Origin of the sequence: Marivita sp. (assembly GCF_051859345.1) — a bacterium.
GTDB lineage: Bacteria > Pseudomonadota > Alphaproteobacteria > Rhodobacterales > Rhodobacteraceae > Marivita.
The window spans coordinates 13,360-29,243 of record NZ_JBHYFV010000032.1 but is presented as its reverse complement, the minus strand read 5'-3'; the positions used below and the strand labels follow the sequence as shown (position 1 = coordinate 29,243).

General features: G+C 61.2%; 13 protein-coding genes. 3 read left to right on the top strand and 10 right to left on the bottom strand.

The window, feature by feature from the left end:
• Positions 1-11: 11 nt before the first annotated feature.
• Together ACTIEN_RS17025 and ACTIEN_RS17020 are read right to left on the bottom strand one after the other, a co-directional pair.
• Positions 12-2,201 (bottom strand): serine/threonine-protein kinase, encoded by a 2,190-nt coding sequence (locus tag ACTIEN_RS17025; RefSeq protein WP_439524346.1) that lies wholly within the window; start codon positions 2,199-2,201, stop codon positions 12-14.
• Between the two features lie 33 nt (positions 2,202-2,234).
• Entirely contained in the window at positions 2,235-2,819 is a 585-nt protein-coding gene (locus ACTIEN_RS17020) for an OmpA family protein (protein WP_439524345.1), read from the bottom strand.
• Between the two features lie 296 nt (positions 2,820-3,115).
• Here ACTIEN_RS17020 and ACTIEN_RS17015 point away from each other — a divergent pair, with 296 nt between their 5' ends.
• Both ACTIEN_RS17015 and ACTIEN_RS17010 read left to right on the top strand, forming a co-directional pair.
• Positions 3,116-3,979: a M15 family metallopeptidase gene (locus ACTIEN_RS17015; RefSeq protein ID WP_439524344.1), complete on the top strand. Its 864-nt coding sequence runs from the start codon at positions 3,116-3,118 to the stop codon at positions 3,977-3,979.
• A 128-nt stretch (positions 3,980-4,107) separates the two neighbouring features.
• Complete coding sequence (locus ACTIEN_RS17010) at positions 4,108-5,154, top strand: 4-oxalomesaconate tautomerase (protein WP_439524343.1); 1,047 nt, start codon at positions 4,108-4,110, stop codon at positions 5,152-5,154.
• Positions 5,155-5,156: 2 nt separating this feature from the next.
• Here the strand turns inward: ACTIEN_RS17010 and ACTIEN_RS17005 are convergent, their stop codons facing one another.
• From ACTIEN_RS17005 to paaZ, 8 genes are all read right to left on the bottom strand, one after another.
• Positions 5,157-6,098: an ABC transporter permease gene (locus ACTIEN_RS17005; RefSeq protein WP_439524342.1), complete on the bottom strand. Its 942-nt coding sequence runs from the start codon at positions 6,096-6,098 to the stop codon at positions 5,157-5,159.
• Entirely contained in the window at positions 6,095-7,138 is a 1,044-nt protein-coding gene (locus ACTIEN_RS17000) for an ABC transporter permease (protein WP_439524341.1), read from the bottom strand. The genes ACTIEN_RS17005 and ACTIEN_RS17000 overlap by 4 nt, the downstream gene beginning before the upstream one ends.
• Complete coding sequence (locus tag ACTIEN_RS16995; RefSeq protein WP_439524340.1) at positions 7,128-8,645, bottom strand: ABC transporter ATP-binding protein; 1,518 nt, start codon at positions 8,643-8,645, stop codon at positions 7,128-7,130. Before ACTIEN_RS16995 ends, ACTIEN_RS17000 begins: the two co-directional genes overlap by 11 nt.
• A complete protein-coding gene (locus tag ACTIEN_RS16990; protein ID WP_439524339.1) occupies positions 8,642-9,976 on the bottom strand; it encodes an amidase in 1,335 nt (444 codons plus the stop codon). The genes ACTIEN_RS16995 and ACTIEN_RS16990 overlap by 4 nt, the downstream gene beginning before the upstream one ends.
• Before the next feature lie 6 nt (positions 9,977-9,982).
• Positions 9,983-10,966, bottom strand: coding sequence for a BMP family protein (locus tag ACTIEN_RS16985; protein ID WP_439524338.1), 984 nt, complete (start codon positions 10,964-10,966; stop codon positions 9,983-9,985).
• Positions 10,967-10,993: 27 nt separating this feature from the next.
• The gene (locus tag ACTIEN_RS16980) at positions 10,994-12,286 is read right to left on the bottom strand and encodes an amidohydrolase family protein (RefSeq protein ID WP_439524337.1); all 1,293 of its coding nucleotides are present in this window, start codon (positions 12,284-12,286) and stop codon (positions 10,994-10,996) included.
• A gap of 227 nt (positions 12,287-12,513) precedes the next feature.
• Positions 12,514-13,281, bottom strand: a complete 768-nt coding sequence (locus ACTIEN_RS16975) for a PaaX family transcriptional regulator C-terminal domain-containing protein (RefSeq protein ID WP_439524336.1) — start codon at positions 13,279-13,281, stop codon at positions 12,514-12,516.
• A 65-nt stretch (positions 13,282-13,346) separates the two neighbouring features.
• Positions 13,347-15,389, bottom strand: a complete 2,043-nt coding sequence (paaZ, locus tag ACTIEN_RS16970) for a phenylacetic acid degradation bifunctional protein PaaZ (protein WP_439524335.1) — start codon at positions 15,387-15,389, stop codon at positions 13,347-13,349.
• Between the two features lie 65 nt (positions 15,390-15,454).
• On the opposite strand from paaZ, the gene paaI reads away from it, so the two are divergent.
• A complete protein-coding gene (paaI, locus tag ACTIEN_RS16965) occupies positions 15,455-15,883 on the top strand; it encodes a hydroxyphenylacetyl-CoA thioesterase PaaI (protein WP_439524334.1) in 429 nt (142 codons plus the stop codon).
• Position 15,884: the final 1 nt, after the last annotated feature.

Genomic DNA, 15,884 nt, shown 5'->3' with positions numbered 1-15,884 from the left:
ACGCTGCCGGATTACCGCGCCAGCGTTTCCAGAATTCGACTGTCGAGTGAATAGATACGCGAAGACGCGTTCCGGTCCTGCTCGAGCAACGCTTCCGAATAGCTTAGCGCAGATTCACTTGTCGGGCGCATTTCATTGAACAGCGGCTCGCTCGAGTGAATGACGATGATCTTGCTTTTCCCCAGCGTGGAATCGTCGACCCGAAACGCCAGACCCCCGGTTTGTTGTGCTTCCTGGATCGAATAGGCCACCCGGATTGACGTGGCACCGTCTTGCCCGTCACGCAGGCTTTCAACGGAATTGTCGGACCGATTGAGGTTCGGCAAGAGATGAAAGACATCCCCCGAGACGTCGAGCACGGAAACCGAAAGAAACCCGTCCGTGACATCTGCGGGCAATTCAATGTCGATCACCGGGTTTTCGCCAACCACAAATTCTCCCGTCGGGTTGGGATTGCTGCCACCGTCACCTTGAAAAAAGGCGACGTCGATTGTGCTGGACGGGGCCTTTGGCATCACGCTCTCGATCAGGCAGAGCGTCGGATTCAAGATATCCACATCAATGCGAACCGGCCGTGTTCCCACCACGGTTCTCATGGCGTTGGACAAAGCGGATCGGCTTTCTTCGCTCGACATTGTGCCACGCACGTCAATCGGGCTCTCGGGGCCATACCCCGCAATGGGGCGATTGACCAAATTCAGCGGCCCACAATCGGCATAGGTGTTAAGGATCGGGTCAAGCTGCTGGGGGGCAAGGATGACCTCGTCAAGGGTCAAGGACGGCTCTCCGTCAAGTGACCCCATCACACCGGCATCAAACGCCGCGAGAACGGTGTCATAGACCGGTCTGCTTGTGGTCGATCCTTCAACCTCGACCGTGTCGCCCGAAAGGGACACCCGCCAAATGTCCATCTCGTCGATGGCATCAACAACCGCCAGCATGTCCTGACCCCAGCTTTCCGAGATTGCACCGGATGCAAGGGTCAGATCAAAGGTTCCGTCCTGATCCTGCATCTGCTGGCGCAGTTCAGAGGCTACGTCTTCGGCCGGGACAAATCCAACGGCGCGGGGCGGGCTGTCTTTGGCTTTGGCCACGGACAGCCGGTAGGGATCAGCGACGGGCATGCTGGGAGCGGACGAGAACAGCCCCATTGCAAACGCGCCGGCGACTCCTGCAACGAGGACGCCGCCAATCGCAACCGGGATCACCATGCCGCTTTTCTTGCTGTCGGACTTTGGCTTTGCGGCGGTCTTTTTTGCGGGCTCTGGGGCAGGGGGCGCTGTAACCGGCTCTGCTTTGGCGGCGGATTTTGCGGCGGCGGACAGGGGGACAATTACTGTCTCATCCGAAAGCGTGTCGGATTTCGGCAGATCAAAGGGTTCACCGTCCAGCGCCGCCAAAACCTGGGCTGCGCTGTCGAACCGCTCATCCGGGTTCGGATTGGTCATCTTGTCCAGCAAGGACTTGAGCGGCTCCGGGACGCCATCTGTGTCCAGCTTTTCAGATTTCTTCTGAACAACCTCCATCGGGTTTCGCCCGATGTCGGGGGATTTGCCGCGGAAATTTGCCAGAAGCAATGCCCCGAGCGAATAGATATCAGTGCGTGCGTCGGTCTTGCCAGCCAGTTGTTCCGGCGCGGCATAGGCGTACTTACCGGCGAATTCGTTGCCGACGATGGTTTCCGCACCCGGATTGGTGTCTTTCGCAATCCCGAAATCAATAATCACCGCTTGGGCGGGATCGCCGTCGCGCAGGATGATGTTGTCCGGAGACAGATCGCGGTGAAAGATGTTGCGTTCGTGCGCGGCTTGCAGGCCTTCGGCGACGCGTCTGCAAATGGTCAACAGATCATCCGCCGACATCGGCCCCTGCTTGAGCTTTTTATCAAGGCCGGGGCCATCGATATAGTCGATCAGAAGATAAACATGGCCGTCCGCAGTGCGATGGTTTTCAGAGTACCGCACGATGGCATCATGCCGGATTTCACGCATCGCTTCTTCACGGGTCAGAAGCAAAAGATAATCTTCGTTTGTGGAAAACTCGGACTTGAGCACCTTCAGCGCAACAAGCCGACCGGAAATCTCGGACCGCGCCCGATAAACGTCAGACGTTCCTCCGCGTCCAAGGATTGCTTCGACGCGGTAGGTGTTATTCACCAGATCGCCAGGCTGAAACAGGTCTCCTGGACGGCTATCGGTCATAATGTCTCCGGGTTCAGAATGTGACCGAAGTCATTAGCCAAGTGCTTGAAATTCAACGCGTCGGTTGTCATCGCTGCGTGGGTCAGCAGCATTGTAAGGAACGCTTTCGCCCATTCCGATGGCTTCAAGACGGTTGTCCGCGATCCCACATTCATTGACCAGATGCCGCTTGACCTCTTTGGCGCGCAGCAAGGACAGGTTTTCATTATACGAGGCAGACCCCGAACTGTCGGTGTGCCCAACAATCTGGAAAAGCTGAACATCGACCGATTTCATCACCTGGCACAACGTGGCCAGTTGCGGTTTCTGGTCGTCTCGAAGCGTTGCGCTGTCGAAGTCGAAGTTGATCTTGATGTTCACCTGATCGGATTTTTCGACCTCTGAATAGGCGGTCTCTGTCGGTGCGACGGTGGTGGTTGCCGTTTCGGTGGTGGCGGCCGCCGCCTCGCCCGAAGGCACAAGAACAAGCCCGCGTGTTTTCTGCTTTTCAAAGGCTTCGGTGATCTGCTCGGCGGTCATCCCCGCACCGGACGCGTCTTGCGCCGAAGCGTGATGCACCGTGCCGACGCACAGTGAGATGGCAAGGGACAGGATGGAAACTGTTCGAATGTACGACATTGTAATGCATGTCCTCGAATGAAAAAGCTTTGATGCAGTAAGAGTAGCTTAGCTCAGACAAGGCGGCAATGGTTTTGACAGGTCAATCTGCACAAAGCTCGCGTTATTCCTTCCCCCGAAAGACCTTTTTTTCGCCAGTGCCAAAAGACAGTTCGCTTGCGCGCCATGCCCGGCCCAGATCGGGGCACCTTCGTGGGATGGGGCGCACATCTTAAGGACAGTGGCGGTTTATCCTTGGCTTGAAAGGGGGAATCCGGTTAACTCGGATGGATATTTTTTGGTTGGGAAATTGTTTCATGCGCCTGGTTCCGGCGATTATCCTGAGTATTGCAATCATCCTTGCACCGATCATCTGGATCTTCGTTCCCAAGCTGTTTCAGGAGGAAGGGTTTGCAGGCTCCGCGATAGATTCCGGTGCGCGGATCGAGATTGAGATGCTCAGCCAGCAGGTTGAGGATCTGCAAATCCGCATGGAAGACCTGACCAAAGAACTGTCCCAGGTCGCCGCCGCTGCGTCACGCGCCCCACTGACAACTGCGCCGGGTCGAAATCTGGGCATGGCCCCGTCTGATGGGTCAGAAAGCTTTCGGCAAGACGGTGAAAACGAAATTATTGATGCCTATGCGCAAGTTGTGCTGATCGCCAATCGTCGCAACGTGAATGACGGGCTGACCATTGCAGGACCAACATATCTGACACGGGTTTTTGGCCCTCCGCGTGAAGTCATGTCCGACAATTGCGAAGAGATGACCAATCCCCGTCTGGCAAGCAAGCTGGTGCTTGAAGAGGTGGGGCCCATCCGTGTTCGCATGCTCAAACCTGCCGCCGATTCCCTTCGGAGGGTGTTCGAAGAAATCCGGGTCACCGATCCTGACCTCTATGCCCGTATCGACACTGCGGGTTCGCTTTGTGTGCGCCAAATTCGCGGCACGCGTGGCCGGGCATCGACGCACGCGTTCGGCTTGGCCGTCGATCTGAACATCGATGGCGTTCTCGACACGCTTGGCGATGGCAAGACGCAACTGGGGCTTACCATTCTGGCCGATTTCTTTCGAAGTGAAGGATGGGTCTGGGGGGCGTCTTGGGGACGCGAGGACAGCATGCACTTTGAGGTCAGCCGCCAGAAGCTTGATGAATGGATCAACTCCGGGGCACTTTGACTCGCGTTCAGGATGATGGTGCGTCATTCCCGGCCTGGCCGCCGAAGCGCGGGTTGCGAACGATGTGACTGAACTTGTCCCCGACATTTTCCAGATGCGCGAACAACCGATGGAAAAGGATCTGACGAATGAATGACGGAGTCCGCTGCATGTGGATGCGGGGCGGCACCTCCAAGGGTGGTTATTTCCTTGCCGGGGAGCTGCCCGCAGACCGCGAGGCCTTTCTGCTGCGGGTCATGGGAAGCCCAGATCCCCGCCAGATTGACGGAATGGGTGGGGCCGATCCGCTGACTTCCAAGGTGGCGGTTGTGAAACGGTCGGACCGTGACGGCATCGACGTGGATTACCTGTTTCTTCAGGTCGCAGTCGATCAGCCGATGGTGTCCGACGGTCAGAACTGCGGCAATATCCTTGCTGGTGTCGCACCCTTTGCCATCGAACGCGGCCTTGTCGCGGCGCAGGACGGGCAGACGCGCGTGACGATTTACATGCAGAACACCGGCCAGACAGCCATCGCCACGGTTCAGACGCCGAACAGAGCACCGACCTATGCTGGCGATGCAGCGATTGATGGCGTGCCGGGAACGGCAGCCCCCGTTCCGTTGGAGTTTGTCGGAACCGCGGGTTCGACCTGTGGTGCGTTGCTGCCGACAGGGACCACGCTGGATCGTGTCGAAGGCATCGACGTTACGATGATCGACAACGGCATGCCGGTGGTCCTGTTGCGTGCTGCTGACCTTGGGATCACAGGCACCGAAGACCGCGACGCATTGGACCAAGACGAAACGCTCAAGTCCCGACTTGAAGCGATCCGCCTTGCCTGTGGTCCGCTGATGACCCTTGGCGACGTCGCGCAAAAGACCGTGCCCAAGATGACGCTGATCAGCGCGCCGAAACAGGGTGGCGTGATCTCGACCCGGACGTTTATTCCACATCGCTGCCATGCCTCTATCGGGGTGCTGGGCGCGGTCAGCGTGGCGACGGCGTGCCTGTTGCCGGGATCAGTGGCCGAAGGGTTGGCACAGGTGCCCAATGGCGCGCAAAAACGAATGCCCATCGAACATCCGATCGGAGAGACCAGCATCATTGCGCAAGTGTCCGACACCGGAGAAGTCACATCCGCCGCCGTTCTGCGCACCGCGCGCAAGCTGATGGATGGCGTGGTCTTCGCCTGACCCTACCTCTCGCCGCGCCGATAGGGGGCCATCAGCGCCTCTGGCACCTCGGCCCGGCGGGCAACAAGGATCAGCGCCACGATGGACAAGACGTAAGGCGCCATCAGGAACAACTGGTACGGCACGCCGTCGACCACGTTCTGCAAACGCAACTGATAGGCATCGAAAAACGCGAACAACAACGCGCCAACCAACGCCTTGCCCGGTCGCCACGACGCAAACACCACCAGCGCGATACAGATCCAGCCGCGCCCTTGCACCATTTCCGGGAAGAACGAATTGAACGCCGCGGTGGTCAGGAACGCGCCGCCCAGCCCCATCAACGCCGAACCGGCAACGATGGCTCCGATGCGCAGCGCGTTCGGGTTCAACCCTTGGGCCTCGACCGCGTGGGGGTTTTCACCCGTCATGCGGATCGCCAGTCCAAGCGGCGTGCGCGCCAAGACATAGGCCAGCACCGCGACCGAGATCAGCGCAAGATAGGTGGGTGCAGTTTGGCTGAACAGGATCGGGCCAAGGACCGGCAGGTCCGACAGGCCGGGAATGTCCAACGGTTTGAACGGTTCGATGGTCGGCGGAGTCTCACCGACTTGTACGATCAGGCGGTACAAGTAGTACGACAAGGCCGACGCAAAAAGCGTGATGCCAAGCCCGGAAACGTGCTGCGACAGCCCCAAGGGTACGGTCAGACCAGCGTGCAGGAACCCCATCAGACCGCCACTTGCCGCCGCAATCACAAGCCCCATCCACAGGTCACCGCCAAGGTACACGGTCAGCCACCCGGCCATCGCGCCCATCGTCATGATACCTTCGATCCCAAGGTTCAGAACCCCTGCGCGTTCACATAAAAGCGCCCCGAGAACGCCGAAAATGAGCGGTGTTGCAATACGCAGCACGGCGGCCCAGAGGCTTGTATTGGTCAAGATCTCCAGTGCTTCGATCATCGGCGCAGCCTGTAGGTTGTAAAAAGCAAAGCCACCAACATGGTCAGCAACGACAGCGCGACGATCACGTCCGCGATGAAACTCGGCACACCCGTGGCGCGGCTCATGGCGTCTGCGCCGACAAATACCGTCGCCACAAAGATCGCCGCCACCACCACGCCCGCCGGGTGCAACGCGGCAAGCATCGCAACGACAATCCCGGCATAGCCAAACCCCGGTGACATGGTTGTCGTCACACCTCCCGTGACGCCCATCACTTCGACCGCCCCCGCCAGGCCAGCCAGCGCCCCGGACACCAGCGCCACGCCCATGATCGTGCGGGGCAGGGAAATGCCCGCAAACGCGGCAGCACGGGCATTCAGGCCAGCGGCGCGGGTTTCAACGCCAAACACGGTGCGGGTCAGGACAACCCAGACCACGCCCGCCGCCGCGATGGCGACCAACAGGCCGACATGCAGCCGTGTGCGGGGCACCAGATCAGGCAGGCGGTAATCGCCCTCCACCGGCACCGATTGCGGCCAGCCAAAGGCCAAAGGGTCGCGCAGCGGACCTTCGATCATCAGGCCCACGAACAGGATCACGATGAAGTTGAGGAGGAGCGTCGTGACCACTTCGTCGACACCAAAGCGTAATCGCAGGAACGCAGGGCCAGCCAGCAGCAGCGCCCCTGCCGCCATCCCGCAGACCATCAGAACCGCCATCCCGATGGGGCCGGGCAAGGTAAGCGAATGGCCGATCCACGCGGTGGTCAACGCCCCGACATAGAACTGGCCCTCTCCGCCGATATTCCAGAGCCGGGCGCGAAAGGCCACGGCGGCGGCAAGCCCAGTCAGAATCAGCGGAGTGGCACGGGTCAGCATTTCCGTGATCGAAAGGCGCGACCCCAAAGCGCCGCGCAGCATCTCGACATAGGCGGTCAAGGGGTTGACCCCGGCAGCTGCGATGAGTCCCGCGGCCAGCAGCAAGGCAGCAAGGATCGCGGCCAAAGGTGCCGTGGCCACCAGCGTCAAGGGCACATGCTCTCGCCGTTCAAGCCGCATCAGTTTCGTCCCAAACGCCTGCCATCATCAACCCCAACCGCCGCGCATCGGCCTCGTCCGCTGTAACCGGATGTGACAGCCGTCCTTTTACAATGGCCTGTATCCGGTCCGACAATTGCACAGCCTCTTCAAGTTCTTCCGAGATCAGCAGGATCGCCGCCCCCTCGGCCCGCGCGGCCAAAAGCTCGGCATGCACCGCCGCAATCGCCCCTTCGTCCAGACCGCGTGTCGGCTGGTTGGCCAACAGGAACCGTGGCCCGGTGGCAAGGCAGCGGCCAAGGATCAGCTTTTGCATGTTGCCGCCCGACAGCAACCGGATGCGCGTGTCAGGATTGGCGCCGCGCACGTCAAAGCGTTGGATCAGGTCAGCAGCAAACGCGCGCGCGGCGGATTGCCGGACAAAGCCCGACTTGGAAAACTGCGGACTGCGCAATCGCTCAAGCACCGCGTTTTCCCAGACGGTCATTTCGCCCACAGCGCCTTCGGCATGCCGGTCTTCGGGCACCCGCGCGGCCCCGGCCTGGATCAACCCGCGTGGTCCAAGATTGCCCGCATCGACGTCATTCAGCGTCAGCGTGCCTTGGATCGGATGCATCAGCCCCGAGAGCAGCGCCCCAAGAGCGCCCTGACCGTTGCCAGACACGCCGACAACGCCAAGGATCTCGCCCGCATGCACGGTGAAGGACACATCGTCCAGCTTGGTCTCGCCGTCCTCGGCCACGGTGACGCGATCCGCCACCAGCACCGGCGCACCGATGGTCTGGTCTTCGCGCACGGGGCGTTCCACCTTGCGACCGACCATCAGCTCGGCCAGCTCGGCGGAGGATGTCTCGGACGTTTTGCGTTCCGCGACCATTCTGCCGCCGCGCAGGACAGCCACACGATCAGAGGCGGCCATGACCTCGTGCAGCTTGTGACTGATAAAGATCAGCGACAGCCCGTCTTTCGTCATACCGCGCAGGGTTTCAAACAGGCGTTCCGCCTCTGGCCGCGCCAGAACGGCGGTGGGTTCGTCAAGGATCAGGATACGCGCATCGCGGTAAAGCGCCTTGAGGATCTCGATCCGTTGCCGTTCCCCGACCGACAGGCGTGACACCTTTCTGTCCGGGTTCACCGGCAAGCCAAATCGGTCGGAAATCGCCATCAGCTTTTCGCGTGCCGCCGCCGTGTCAGAGCGCAGACGGCCCAAAGGTTCAGACCCCAGCATGACGTTTTCCAGAACCGTCAGGTTGCCCGCCAGCGTGAAATGCTGGTGTACCATCCCGACTCCTGCGGCAATCGCCGCGCGCGGTTTGCCGGGGGGCAGGGTTTCGCCGAACACCCGCACCTCGCCTTCGTCGGCGTTGTAATGGCCGAAGAGAATGTTCATCAGCGTCGTCTTGCCAGCGCCGTTTTCACCCAGAAGGGCAAGGATTTCGCCCTGTCCCAGATGCAGCGACACGTCCTCGTTTGCGGTCAGCGCGCCGAACCGCTTGGTGATGTTGGAAAGTTCAAGAACAGCGGTCATTTGGGCAGTCCGGCAATTGGGTGCGGAAACGGAATGTCGACACATTGGGCAAGACAGGTGGCAAGCGCCAGCAGATCGGCGTCTTTTCCCTGCGGTGCCAGAAGTTGCGCGCCGATGGGCAGGCCGTTGGCAAAGCCCGCCGGGAAGGCCAGCGCAGGTAGTCCCGCGACATTGGCGATCGTCGCCATCGGGGCAATCCGGGCCATGCGATCAAAGCGCGTCTGGGGCGATGTTTCCGTATCGGGGAAGCTTCCAGTTTTTGGCGGAAGCCCCGACATGACTGGCATCAGGATCGCATCACATTCGGTGAAAAGCGCGTTGGTCTCGTGGCTCAGCCGGACCAAGTCTCTTGTGGCCGCGAATACCGATGCTCCAGTCATCGCGCGGCCTTCCTGTGCGATGGCGGCAGCTATGGGTGTAATGTCCGGTTCTCGGAGGCCCAAGACATCAACCCAATCTGCCAGCGACACGGTCAGGATCGTGCGCGTGAGGCGGTCGCAGTTGGTGGCGAGGAGGCTTGGTGCCGGCATGTCTGTCACGTCGTGGCCATGCGTGGACAGCTGCATGGCGATGTCCCGAAGCTCCTTGACGGTTTCTGGTGACGTGTCGACCGGGATACATACTTTGATGCGTTTGGCCAAGACAGGGGCTCTTGTGGGCCGTGTTCGCGTGACCGCATGAAACGCGGTTGTCACGTCCCGCAAGCTGCGGGCAAGCACCCCTTCGCTCGTGAGACCTATGAGGTGATTGCCGAAATCCGGACCTGTCGGCACAGCCCCACGCGACGGTTTCAATCCCCAGAGCCCGCAGCAGGCCGCAGGAACACGGATTGACCCCGCCGCATCGGTTGCATGGGCGATGGCAACCACTCCGCTGGCGACGGCACATGCGGCCCCGCCGGACGACCCGCCCGCCGAGAGCGATGGATCAAACGGATTGATGGCGGGCGGCATGCCGCGCGGTTCCGTGGTCAGGGCAAGGCCGAACTCGGGCACGCTGCTCAGGCCGAAAGGCACCAGCCCCGCCGCGCGGAACCGTTCGAAGATCGCGCTGTCCTGTGATGGGTTTTCTGTACGAAGCCGCAAAGCTGGAACACCCGCCGCGATGCCAAGCCCACATGCGGCAGAGCCAAGATCCTTGCCCAGAAATGGCACGCCGGAAAATGGCCCGGGCGCGACCGTTTCGGCCAAAGCCAATGCGGCGTCGTCAGTCAGCACGCGGGCCAAGACACCGGGAACTTCCCGCGCACGGGCAAGGCTGGCTGCCATCACCTCGCGGGCAGACACCCGCCCATCAGCAATGGCAGCGGCAAGGGCCGTTGCGTCCGTCACAGACGATCAGGCAGGCTCGTTTGCATCGATCGGCACTTCGAACTCACCTGCCTGAATGGCCGCGCGTTTTGAGTCCATCGCGGGCACGGCATCGCCAGGCACCATGCTGTCGACATAGATCAGGTCGTTGCCGCCATACTTCATGAACGAGTACTCGGTGTAGTCGCGTCCCACCGGGTTGTCCGCAGTGACATCGGCCACGATGGCCTCTATCGTCGGGCCATAGTTCCAGATCGCATTGGCGAACACGGTTTCGGGGTAACGCGGCGTGTAGTCGATCAGTGACCCGATGGCCTTGACCCCTTTGGTTTGTGCCGCGTCGGCGGTCCCGATGCGTTCCCCGAACAGGATGTCCGCACCTGCATCGATCTGGGCAATCGCCGCCTCCTGCGCGCGGGCGGGATCGAACCAGGCACCGATAAAACCGTTGAGGAAGGTTGCGTCGGGGTTCACCTCGCTTACCCCCATGCGGAACGCGTTGATCAGCAGATTGACCTCGGGAATAGGATAGCCACCGACCGATCCGAAGACATTGCTTTCCGACATCTTGCCCGCGAGCATCCCCGCCAGATAGGCCGCTTCGTGGTTGCGGGTGCCGAAGACGCCGAAATTGTCACCTTCCGGGCCCCCGGACGACCCCATCAGAAACGCGGTGTCAGCGTAATCTGCCGCCACTTCGCGCGCTTCACGTTCCACGGCATAGGATTCCCCCCAGACCAGTTGCGCACCGCTTTCCGCGTATTCCCGCATCGCGCGGGGGTAGTCGGTGGCGGCCACGCCTTCGGAGAATTCGTACTCGATCAGCCCGGCCTCGGCGGCCTGCTGCATGGCAATGTGAATCCGACTGTTCCACGCGTTCTCGACCGGAGAGGCATGGACACCCGCCACCTTGACCACGGTTTGCGCGTTCACGCGGCGGATATAGGCAGGCAAGGCCAAGGTCGCGGCAGCGCCGACAAGCAGGCTTCGGCGGTTTGGGGTCAGGGTCATGGCAGCATCCTCTGTGTTGGGTTTGGGTTATGTGTCTTGCGGCGGTGCATACTCCGCCGGGTTCACGCTGTCGGGTCGCCCCGGCAGTGAAAGCTGTGCAATGCGCGGTGCGGTGCGCGACAGAACCTTGCCGCCCCGGATGACGGCCAACCGCGTCGCCTTGAGGCGCACTGCCTCGATCGGGTCGCGCGCCTGAAGCAGCACCATGTTCGCCGGTCCGCCGATCCGTAGGGTTGGATCGGGCAGACCCATCGCCGCCGCGCCGCCCAAAGTGACCGACTGGAATGCCCACGCCATCGCCTCGCGCGAGGTCATGGGCACGGCATGCACCCCCATATGTGCCACGTCGAGCATGTCTGCCGATCCCAGCGGATACCAAGGGTCCATCGTGCAATCCTGCCCGAAGGCCACGTTGACCCCGGCCGCGCGCAGTTCCTGCACACGGGTCAGGCCGCGGCGGCGCGGATAGGTATCAGACCGCCCTTGTAGCGTGATGTTGATAAGCGGGTTTGGCACAACATGCATGCCGGACTCTGCGATCAACGGGATGAGTTTGGACGCGTAGTAATTGTCGTAGGAATGCATCGCGGTGACATGGCTGGCAACGACACGCCCGCCAAGACCCAGTCGCGTGGTTTCCGCTGCCAGCGTTTCCACATGCCGCGACATCGGATCATCGCTTTCGTCGCAATGCAGATCAACCGGCAATCCCCGATGCGCCGCGATCTCGCAGAGCCGTTTCACCGACCGCGCACCGTCTTCCATCGTGCGTTCGAAATGCGGGATGCCGCCCACCACGTCGACACCCATGTCCAGCGCGCGCAGCAGGTTGTCCTCGGCCCCGTCAGCGCGAAACAGACCGTCCTGCGGAAAGGCCACCAGTTGCAGGTCGATATAGGAGGCCACCTTCTTTCGGACCTCAAGCAACGCCTCGACCCCGGTCAGCGGCGCGGTACTCACATCGACATGGCTTCGGATCGACAACAGACCTTGGGACACTGCCAGATCGCAATAGCGCAGCGCGCGGTCGACCACTGCATCAACCGTCAGCATCGGCTTCAATTCGCCCCAAAGCGCGATCCCTTCAAGCAAGGTGCCCGACTGGTTCAACCGTGGCAGACCAAGGCTCAGCGTCGCGTCCATGTGGAAATGCGGATCGACAAACGGCGGAGAGACAAGTTGCCCCTGTGCGTCGATCACCTCGATGGCGTCGTCAGGTATGTCATGACCAATCGCGGCGATTGTGCCGTCTTTGATCGCAAGTGTCACCGGGCCACGCCCGTCAGGCAAAACTGCCTCTTTGATCAGCAGATCAAACATTGTCCCTACCAGTTTGTTCCTGCGCACGTTACGCGCAGCACAGCGTTTTCCAAAGCGTTTAGAAAAACTTGGCGGATAAAAAGCAGGATCGTCTGATTTCATGAACGCGCGGGCCGGCAGCCGTCCCGAGTGGTCATAATTTAGGCACATGCATCGCCACATGCACCTTTATGATGAGTCACGGTGCCTGCGATCCACACCTGATTAAACGCGTGGCCCGACACGCATCAGGATGCGTCTATCGTTGATTCAAGCTCTGTCAGGTTTGGGGACGGCAACCGCGTGAGCAGGTCATGAACTGATCTGCGGGCCTGTAACCCAAGCCATTTGTCGGAAAACAGCAGGTCCTGAAAGGCTGGAACCCGCAGGATCAAACGGCGCCATTCATGTACGATGACCACGCGAAGCGCCGTGCGTTGCAGCAATGTCAGCTCGTCCAACCGCCTGTTGTCCCGCAATGCTGCGAAACGTGCGTAAAGTGTCTGTGATGCCACCTGCACCTCGGGTGGGCAGAGCTTGTCTGCGACCCATTGCGGCACCGGGTGTGACAAGGGAAGCGGCACCGCCCATTGCGACTTTGACCATTCGGCGTTGCGCGACACATGGATGCGCGGTGCGACGGGAACGGTGTGTGCAGACGCGCGCAATGGAGCCGCGTCGCCTAGGGCTGTGGGGTCGTCCATCACCATATAGGCCTGCGCCTGTTCGGGGGCGGGGCCATAGACGCGCGACCATGCCGCGTTGGTTTCGCTACGCCCCTGTTCTGTCAGCCCATAGCGCGACTGACGCCCGGTCCGGTGGCTTTCGATCCAGCCTTCCTTGCGAAGGCGGTGCAAGGCGACGCGGGTTGCCTCGGGTTTGATTCCGATGGTGGCCGTGATCGCGTTGACACTTGCCCCGCTCAACCGGGTCTCGGGCGAAATCGCCAGATCGCCGAACATCGTCACCAGAAGGGACCAAACCCTAGGTGCGGCTCCATCCAGGAGGTGTTTCATGATCTGATCAAACTCGGCATCACGCATGCTGCATCGATACCCGTCGATAACCCGAACGCCAAGGATCACTGCGACTTTGCATATGCGTTCATGGTCAGAAGGTCATAATCGGCCACCTGGTCGTCGTCCTGATTGCGCAGAACCACCTGCCAGCGCACTTCGCCATAGTCCTCGGTGCGGCGGGTCTTCTGTTTGACCGTCAGCTGCACCTTGATCCGATCCCCGGCGCTGACCGGTTTCTGAAAGCGCAGGTTGTCGAGTCCGGTATTGGCCAGCACCGGGCCTTCGTCGGGATCGACGAACAGGCCGGCGGCAAAGCTGAGCAGCAGGTAGCCATGTGCGACACGACCGGGAAAGAACGGGTTTCGACGGGCGGCGTCGTCATCCATGTGGGCGTAGAACGTGTCGCCGGTGAAATCCGCGAAATGCTCGATATCCGCAAGCGTCACTTCGCGCTCTGCCGTGTGCAGGGTTTCCCCGATCTGGACCTCGTCGAAACTGCGCCGGAAAGGATGCCCCGGGCCTTGGGTCGTAGTGGCACCAGGCACCCATTGGCCTGACATCGCTTGCAAGATGTCGGGGCTACCTTGAATGGCCGTCCGTTGCATGTAATGCAGCACGCCGCGCACACCGCCCAGTTCCTCGCCGCCACCTGCGCGTCCCGGTCCGCCATGCACCATGTGGGGCAGGGGTGAGCCGTGCCCCGTCGCCTCGGCCATGCTGTCGCGGTTGTTGAAATAGAGCCGCCCGTGATACGCGCCCGCGCCCATCACCACCTCGCGGGCCACCTGCGGGTCATGGGTGATGATCGAGGCCACAAGGCTGCCTTGCCCCCGGTTTGCCAGCGAAATGGCGTGGCCCAGGTCGCGGTAGCCCATGATTGTGGCAACCGGGCCGAAAGCTTCAGTCTCATGCACATGGGAGGCCGCGTCGGGGTCGGCGCAGTGATAGAGCATCGGGGGCAGGAACGCGCCCTTCGTGGCGTCCGCACCCTTCACCTCGAAAGCGTCCGGGTCACCAAACACGCGCTCCGCCTCGGTGCTCAATGTGGCGCATTTGTCCAGCACATCCCGGCGCTGGGCGTCCGACACCAACGCTCCCATCCCTGTTGCCGGATCGCGGGGATCGCCGACCACCGTATCGCGCAAGCGGTCAGACACGGCGGCAATCACAGCATCGACCTGCGCGTCAGGTGCGATGATCCGGCGGATGGCGGTACATTTCTGCCCAGCCTTGGCGGTCATCTCGCGGTGGACTTCCTTGACCAACAGATCGAATTCCGGCGTTCCCGCCACCGCATCCGGCCCAAGGATCGACGCGTTCAGGCTGTCCTGTTCGGCGGTGAACCGGACGGAATTGCGCAGCAGGTTCGGCGCGCGGCGCAAGCCAAGCGCGGTGTCGGCAGAGCCGGTAAAGCTCACCACGTCCTGCGGGCCGAGATGATCCAGCAAGTCGCCCAAACCACCAGTGACAAGCTGAAGTGTACCATTTGGTAAAATTCCGCTCTCCAGCATCAGCCGCACGCAGGCTTCGGTCACATAGCAGGTCGTGGTCGCCGGTTTCACGATGGCGGGCATACCGGCCAGCAGCGTGGGTGCAAGCTTTTCCAGCATGCCCCAGACCGGGAAATTGAACGCATTGATATGCACGGCAACACCCTGCAACGGGGTGCAGACATGCTGTCCGACAAAGCTGCCCTTGCGTGACAATTGCTCGACGCCGCCATCAAGATAGACATGCCCATCCGGCATTTCCCGACGGCCCTTCGAGGCGATGACCAGCATCGTGCCGATCCCGCCATCCACGTCGATCAGGTGGTCTTTCTGCGTGGCCCCGGTGGAAAAGCTGAGATCATACAGCACCTGTTTGCGCTCTTGCAGATAGAGTGCCAACGCCTTGAGCATCCGTGCCCGGTCATGAAACGTCAACGCACGCAGGGCAGGGGCACCGACATTCAGGGCATGGTCGATCATGACACCAGCGTCCACCTGTGCCCGACCGGCCCGCGCAATGGTTTCGCCGGTCACCGCATCCGCGATATCGCGCGCGCTGCTGTCCGGGGCGATCCATGCGCCCGCAATGAAACTCTGGACATCCTGAACTGTCATCGCAGCCTCCCCATGACGTGTCTAAGTATTTGACCGGGCGCGAACTTCATGCAAGCGTCGCGTCCATGACACCAAAAGACCGGGCTGAAAAAGCCGCACAAAGCATGTGGCAGCAGGACCATGCCTCGCAATGGATGGGGATGGAACTGGCGGATGCGTCCGAAGGCCGGGCGGTCATGGAATTGACCGTCGCAAAGCACCATTGCAACGGCCATGGCATGTGCCACGGCGGGGTGATCTTTGCGTTGGCCGACAGCGCCTTTGCCTTTGCCTGCAACAGCCGCAATCAGGTCACCGTCGCGCAGCACAATTCGATCACCTACATCGCGTCGGGACGATTGGGGGACCGACTGCGGGCAGAGGCGACCGAGATTTCGCTGCGGGGACGCAGTGGGGTTACGGATGTGACCGTGACCAATCAGTCCGGCACCGTGATCGCGGAATTCCGCGGGATGTCACGCGCCATCAACGGCACCGTGTTCGACGAAGCATAGG

Excerpts from the sequence above, each read along its gene's own strand:
- ACTIEN_RS17025 (WP_439524346.1), bottom strand. The coding sequence starts at position 2,201 with ATGACCGATAGCCGTCCAGGAGACCTGTTTCAGCCTGGCGATCTGGTG.
- ACTIEN_RS17020 (WP_439524345.1), bottom strand. The coding sequence starts at position 2,819 with ATGTCGTACATTCGAACAGTTTCCATCCTGTCCCTTGCCATCTCACTG.
- ACTIEN_RS17015 (WP_439524344.1), top strand. The coding sequence starts at position 3,116 with ATGCGCCTGGTTCCGGCGATTATCCTGAGTATTGCAATCATCCTTGCA.
- ACTIEN_RS17010 (WP_439524343.1), top strand. The coding sequence starts at position 4,108 with ATGAATGACGGAGTCCGCTGCATGTGGATGCGGGGCGGCACCTCCAAG.
- ACTIEN_RS17005 (WP_439524342.1), bottom strand. The coding sequence starts at position 6,098 with ATGATCGAAGCACTGGAGATCTTGACCAATACAAGCCTCTGGGCCGCC.
- ACTIEN_RS17000 (WP_439524341.1), bottom strand. The coding sequence starts at position 7,138 with ATGCGGCTTGAACGGCGAGAGCATGTGCCCTTGACGCTGGTGGCCACG.
- ACTIEN_RS16995 (WP_439524340.1), bottom strand. The coding sequence starts at position 8,645 with ATGACCGCTGTTCTTGAACTTTCCAACATCACCAAGCGGTTCGGCGCG.
- ACTIEN_RS16985 (WP_439524338.1), bottom strand. The coding sequence starts at position 10,966 with ATGACCCTGACCCCAAACCGCCGAAGCCTGCTTGTCGGCGCTGCCGCG.
- ACTIEN_RS16980 (WP_439524337.1), bottom strand. The coding sequence starts at position 12,286 with ATGTTTGATCTGCTGATCAAAGAGGCAGTTTTGCCTGACGGGCGTGGC.
- ACTIEN_RS16975 (WP_439524336.1), bottom strand. The coding sequence starts at position 13,281 with ATGAAACACCTCCTGGATGGAGCCGCACCTAGGGTTTGGTCCCTTCTG.
- paaZ (WP_439524335.1), bottom strand. The coding sequence starts at position 15,389 with ATGACAGTTCAGGATGTCCAGAGTTTCATTGCGGGCGCATGGATCGCC.
- paaI (WP_439524334.1), top strand. The coding sequence starts at position 15,455 with ATGACACCAAAAGACCGGGCTGAAAAAGCCGCACAAAGCATGTGGCAG.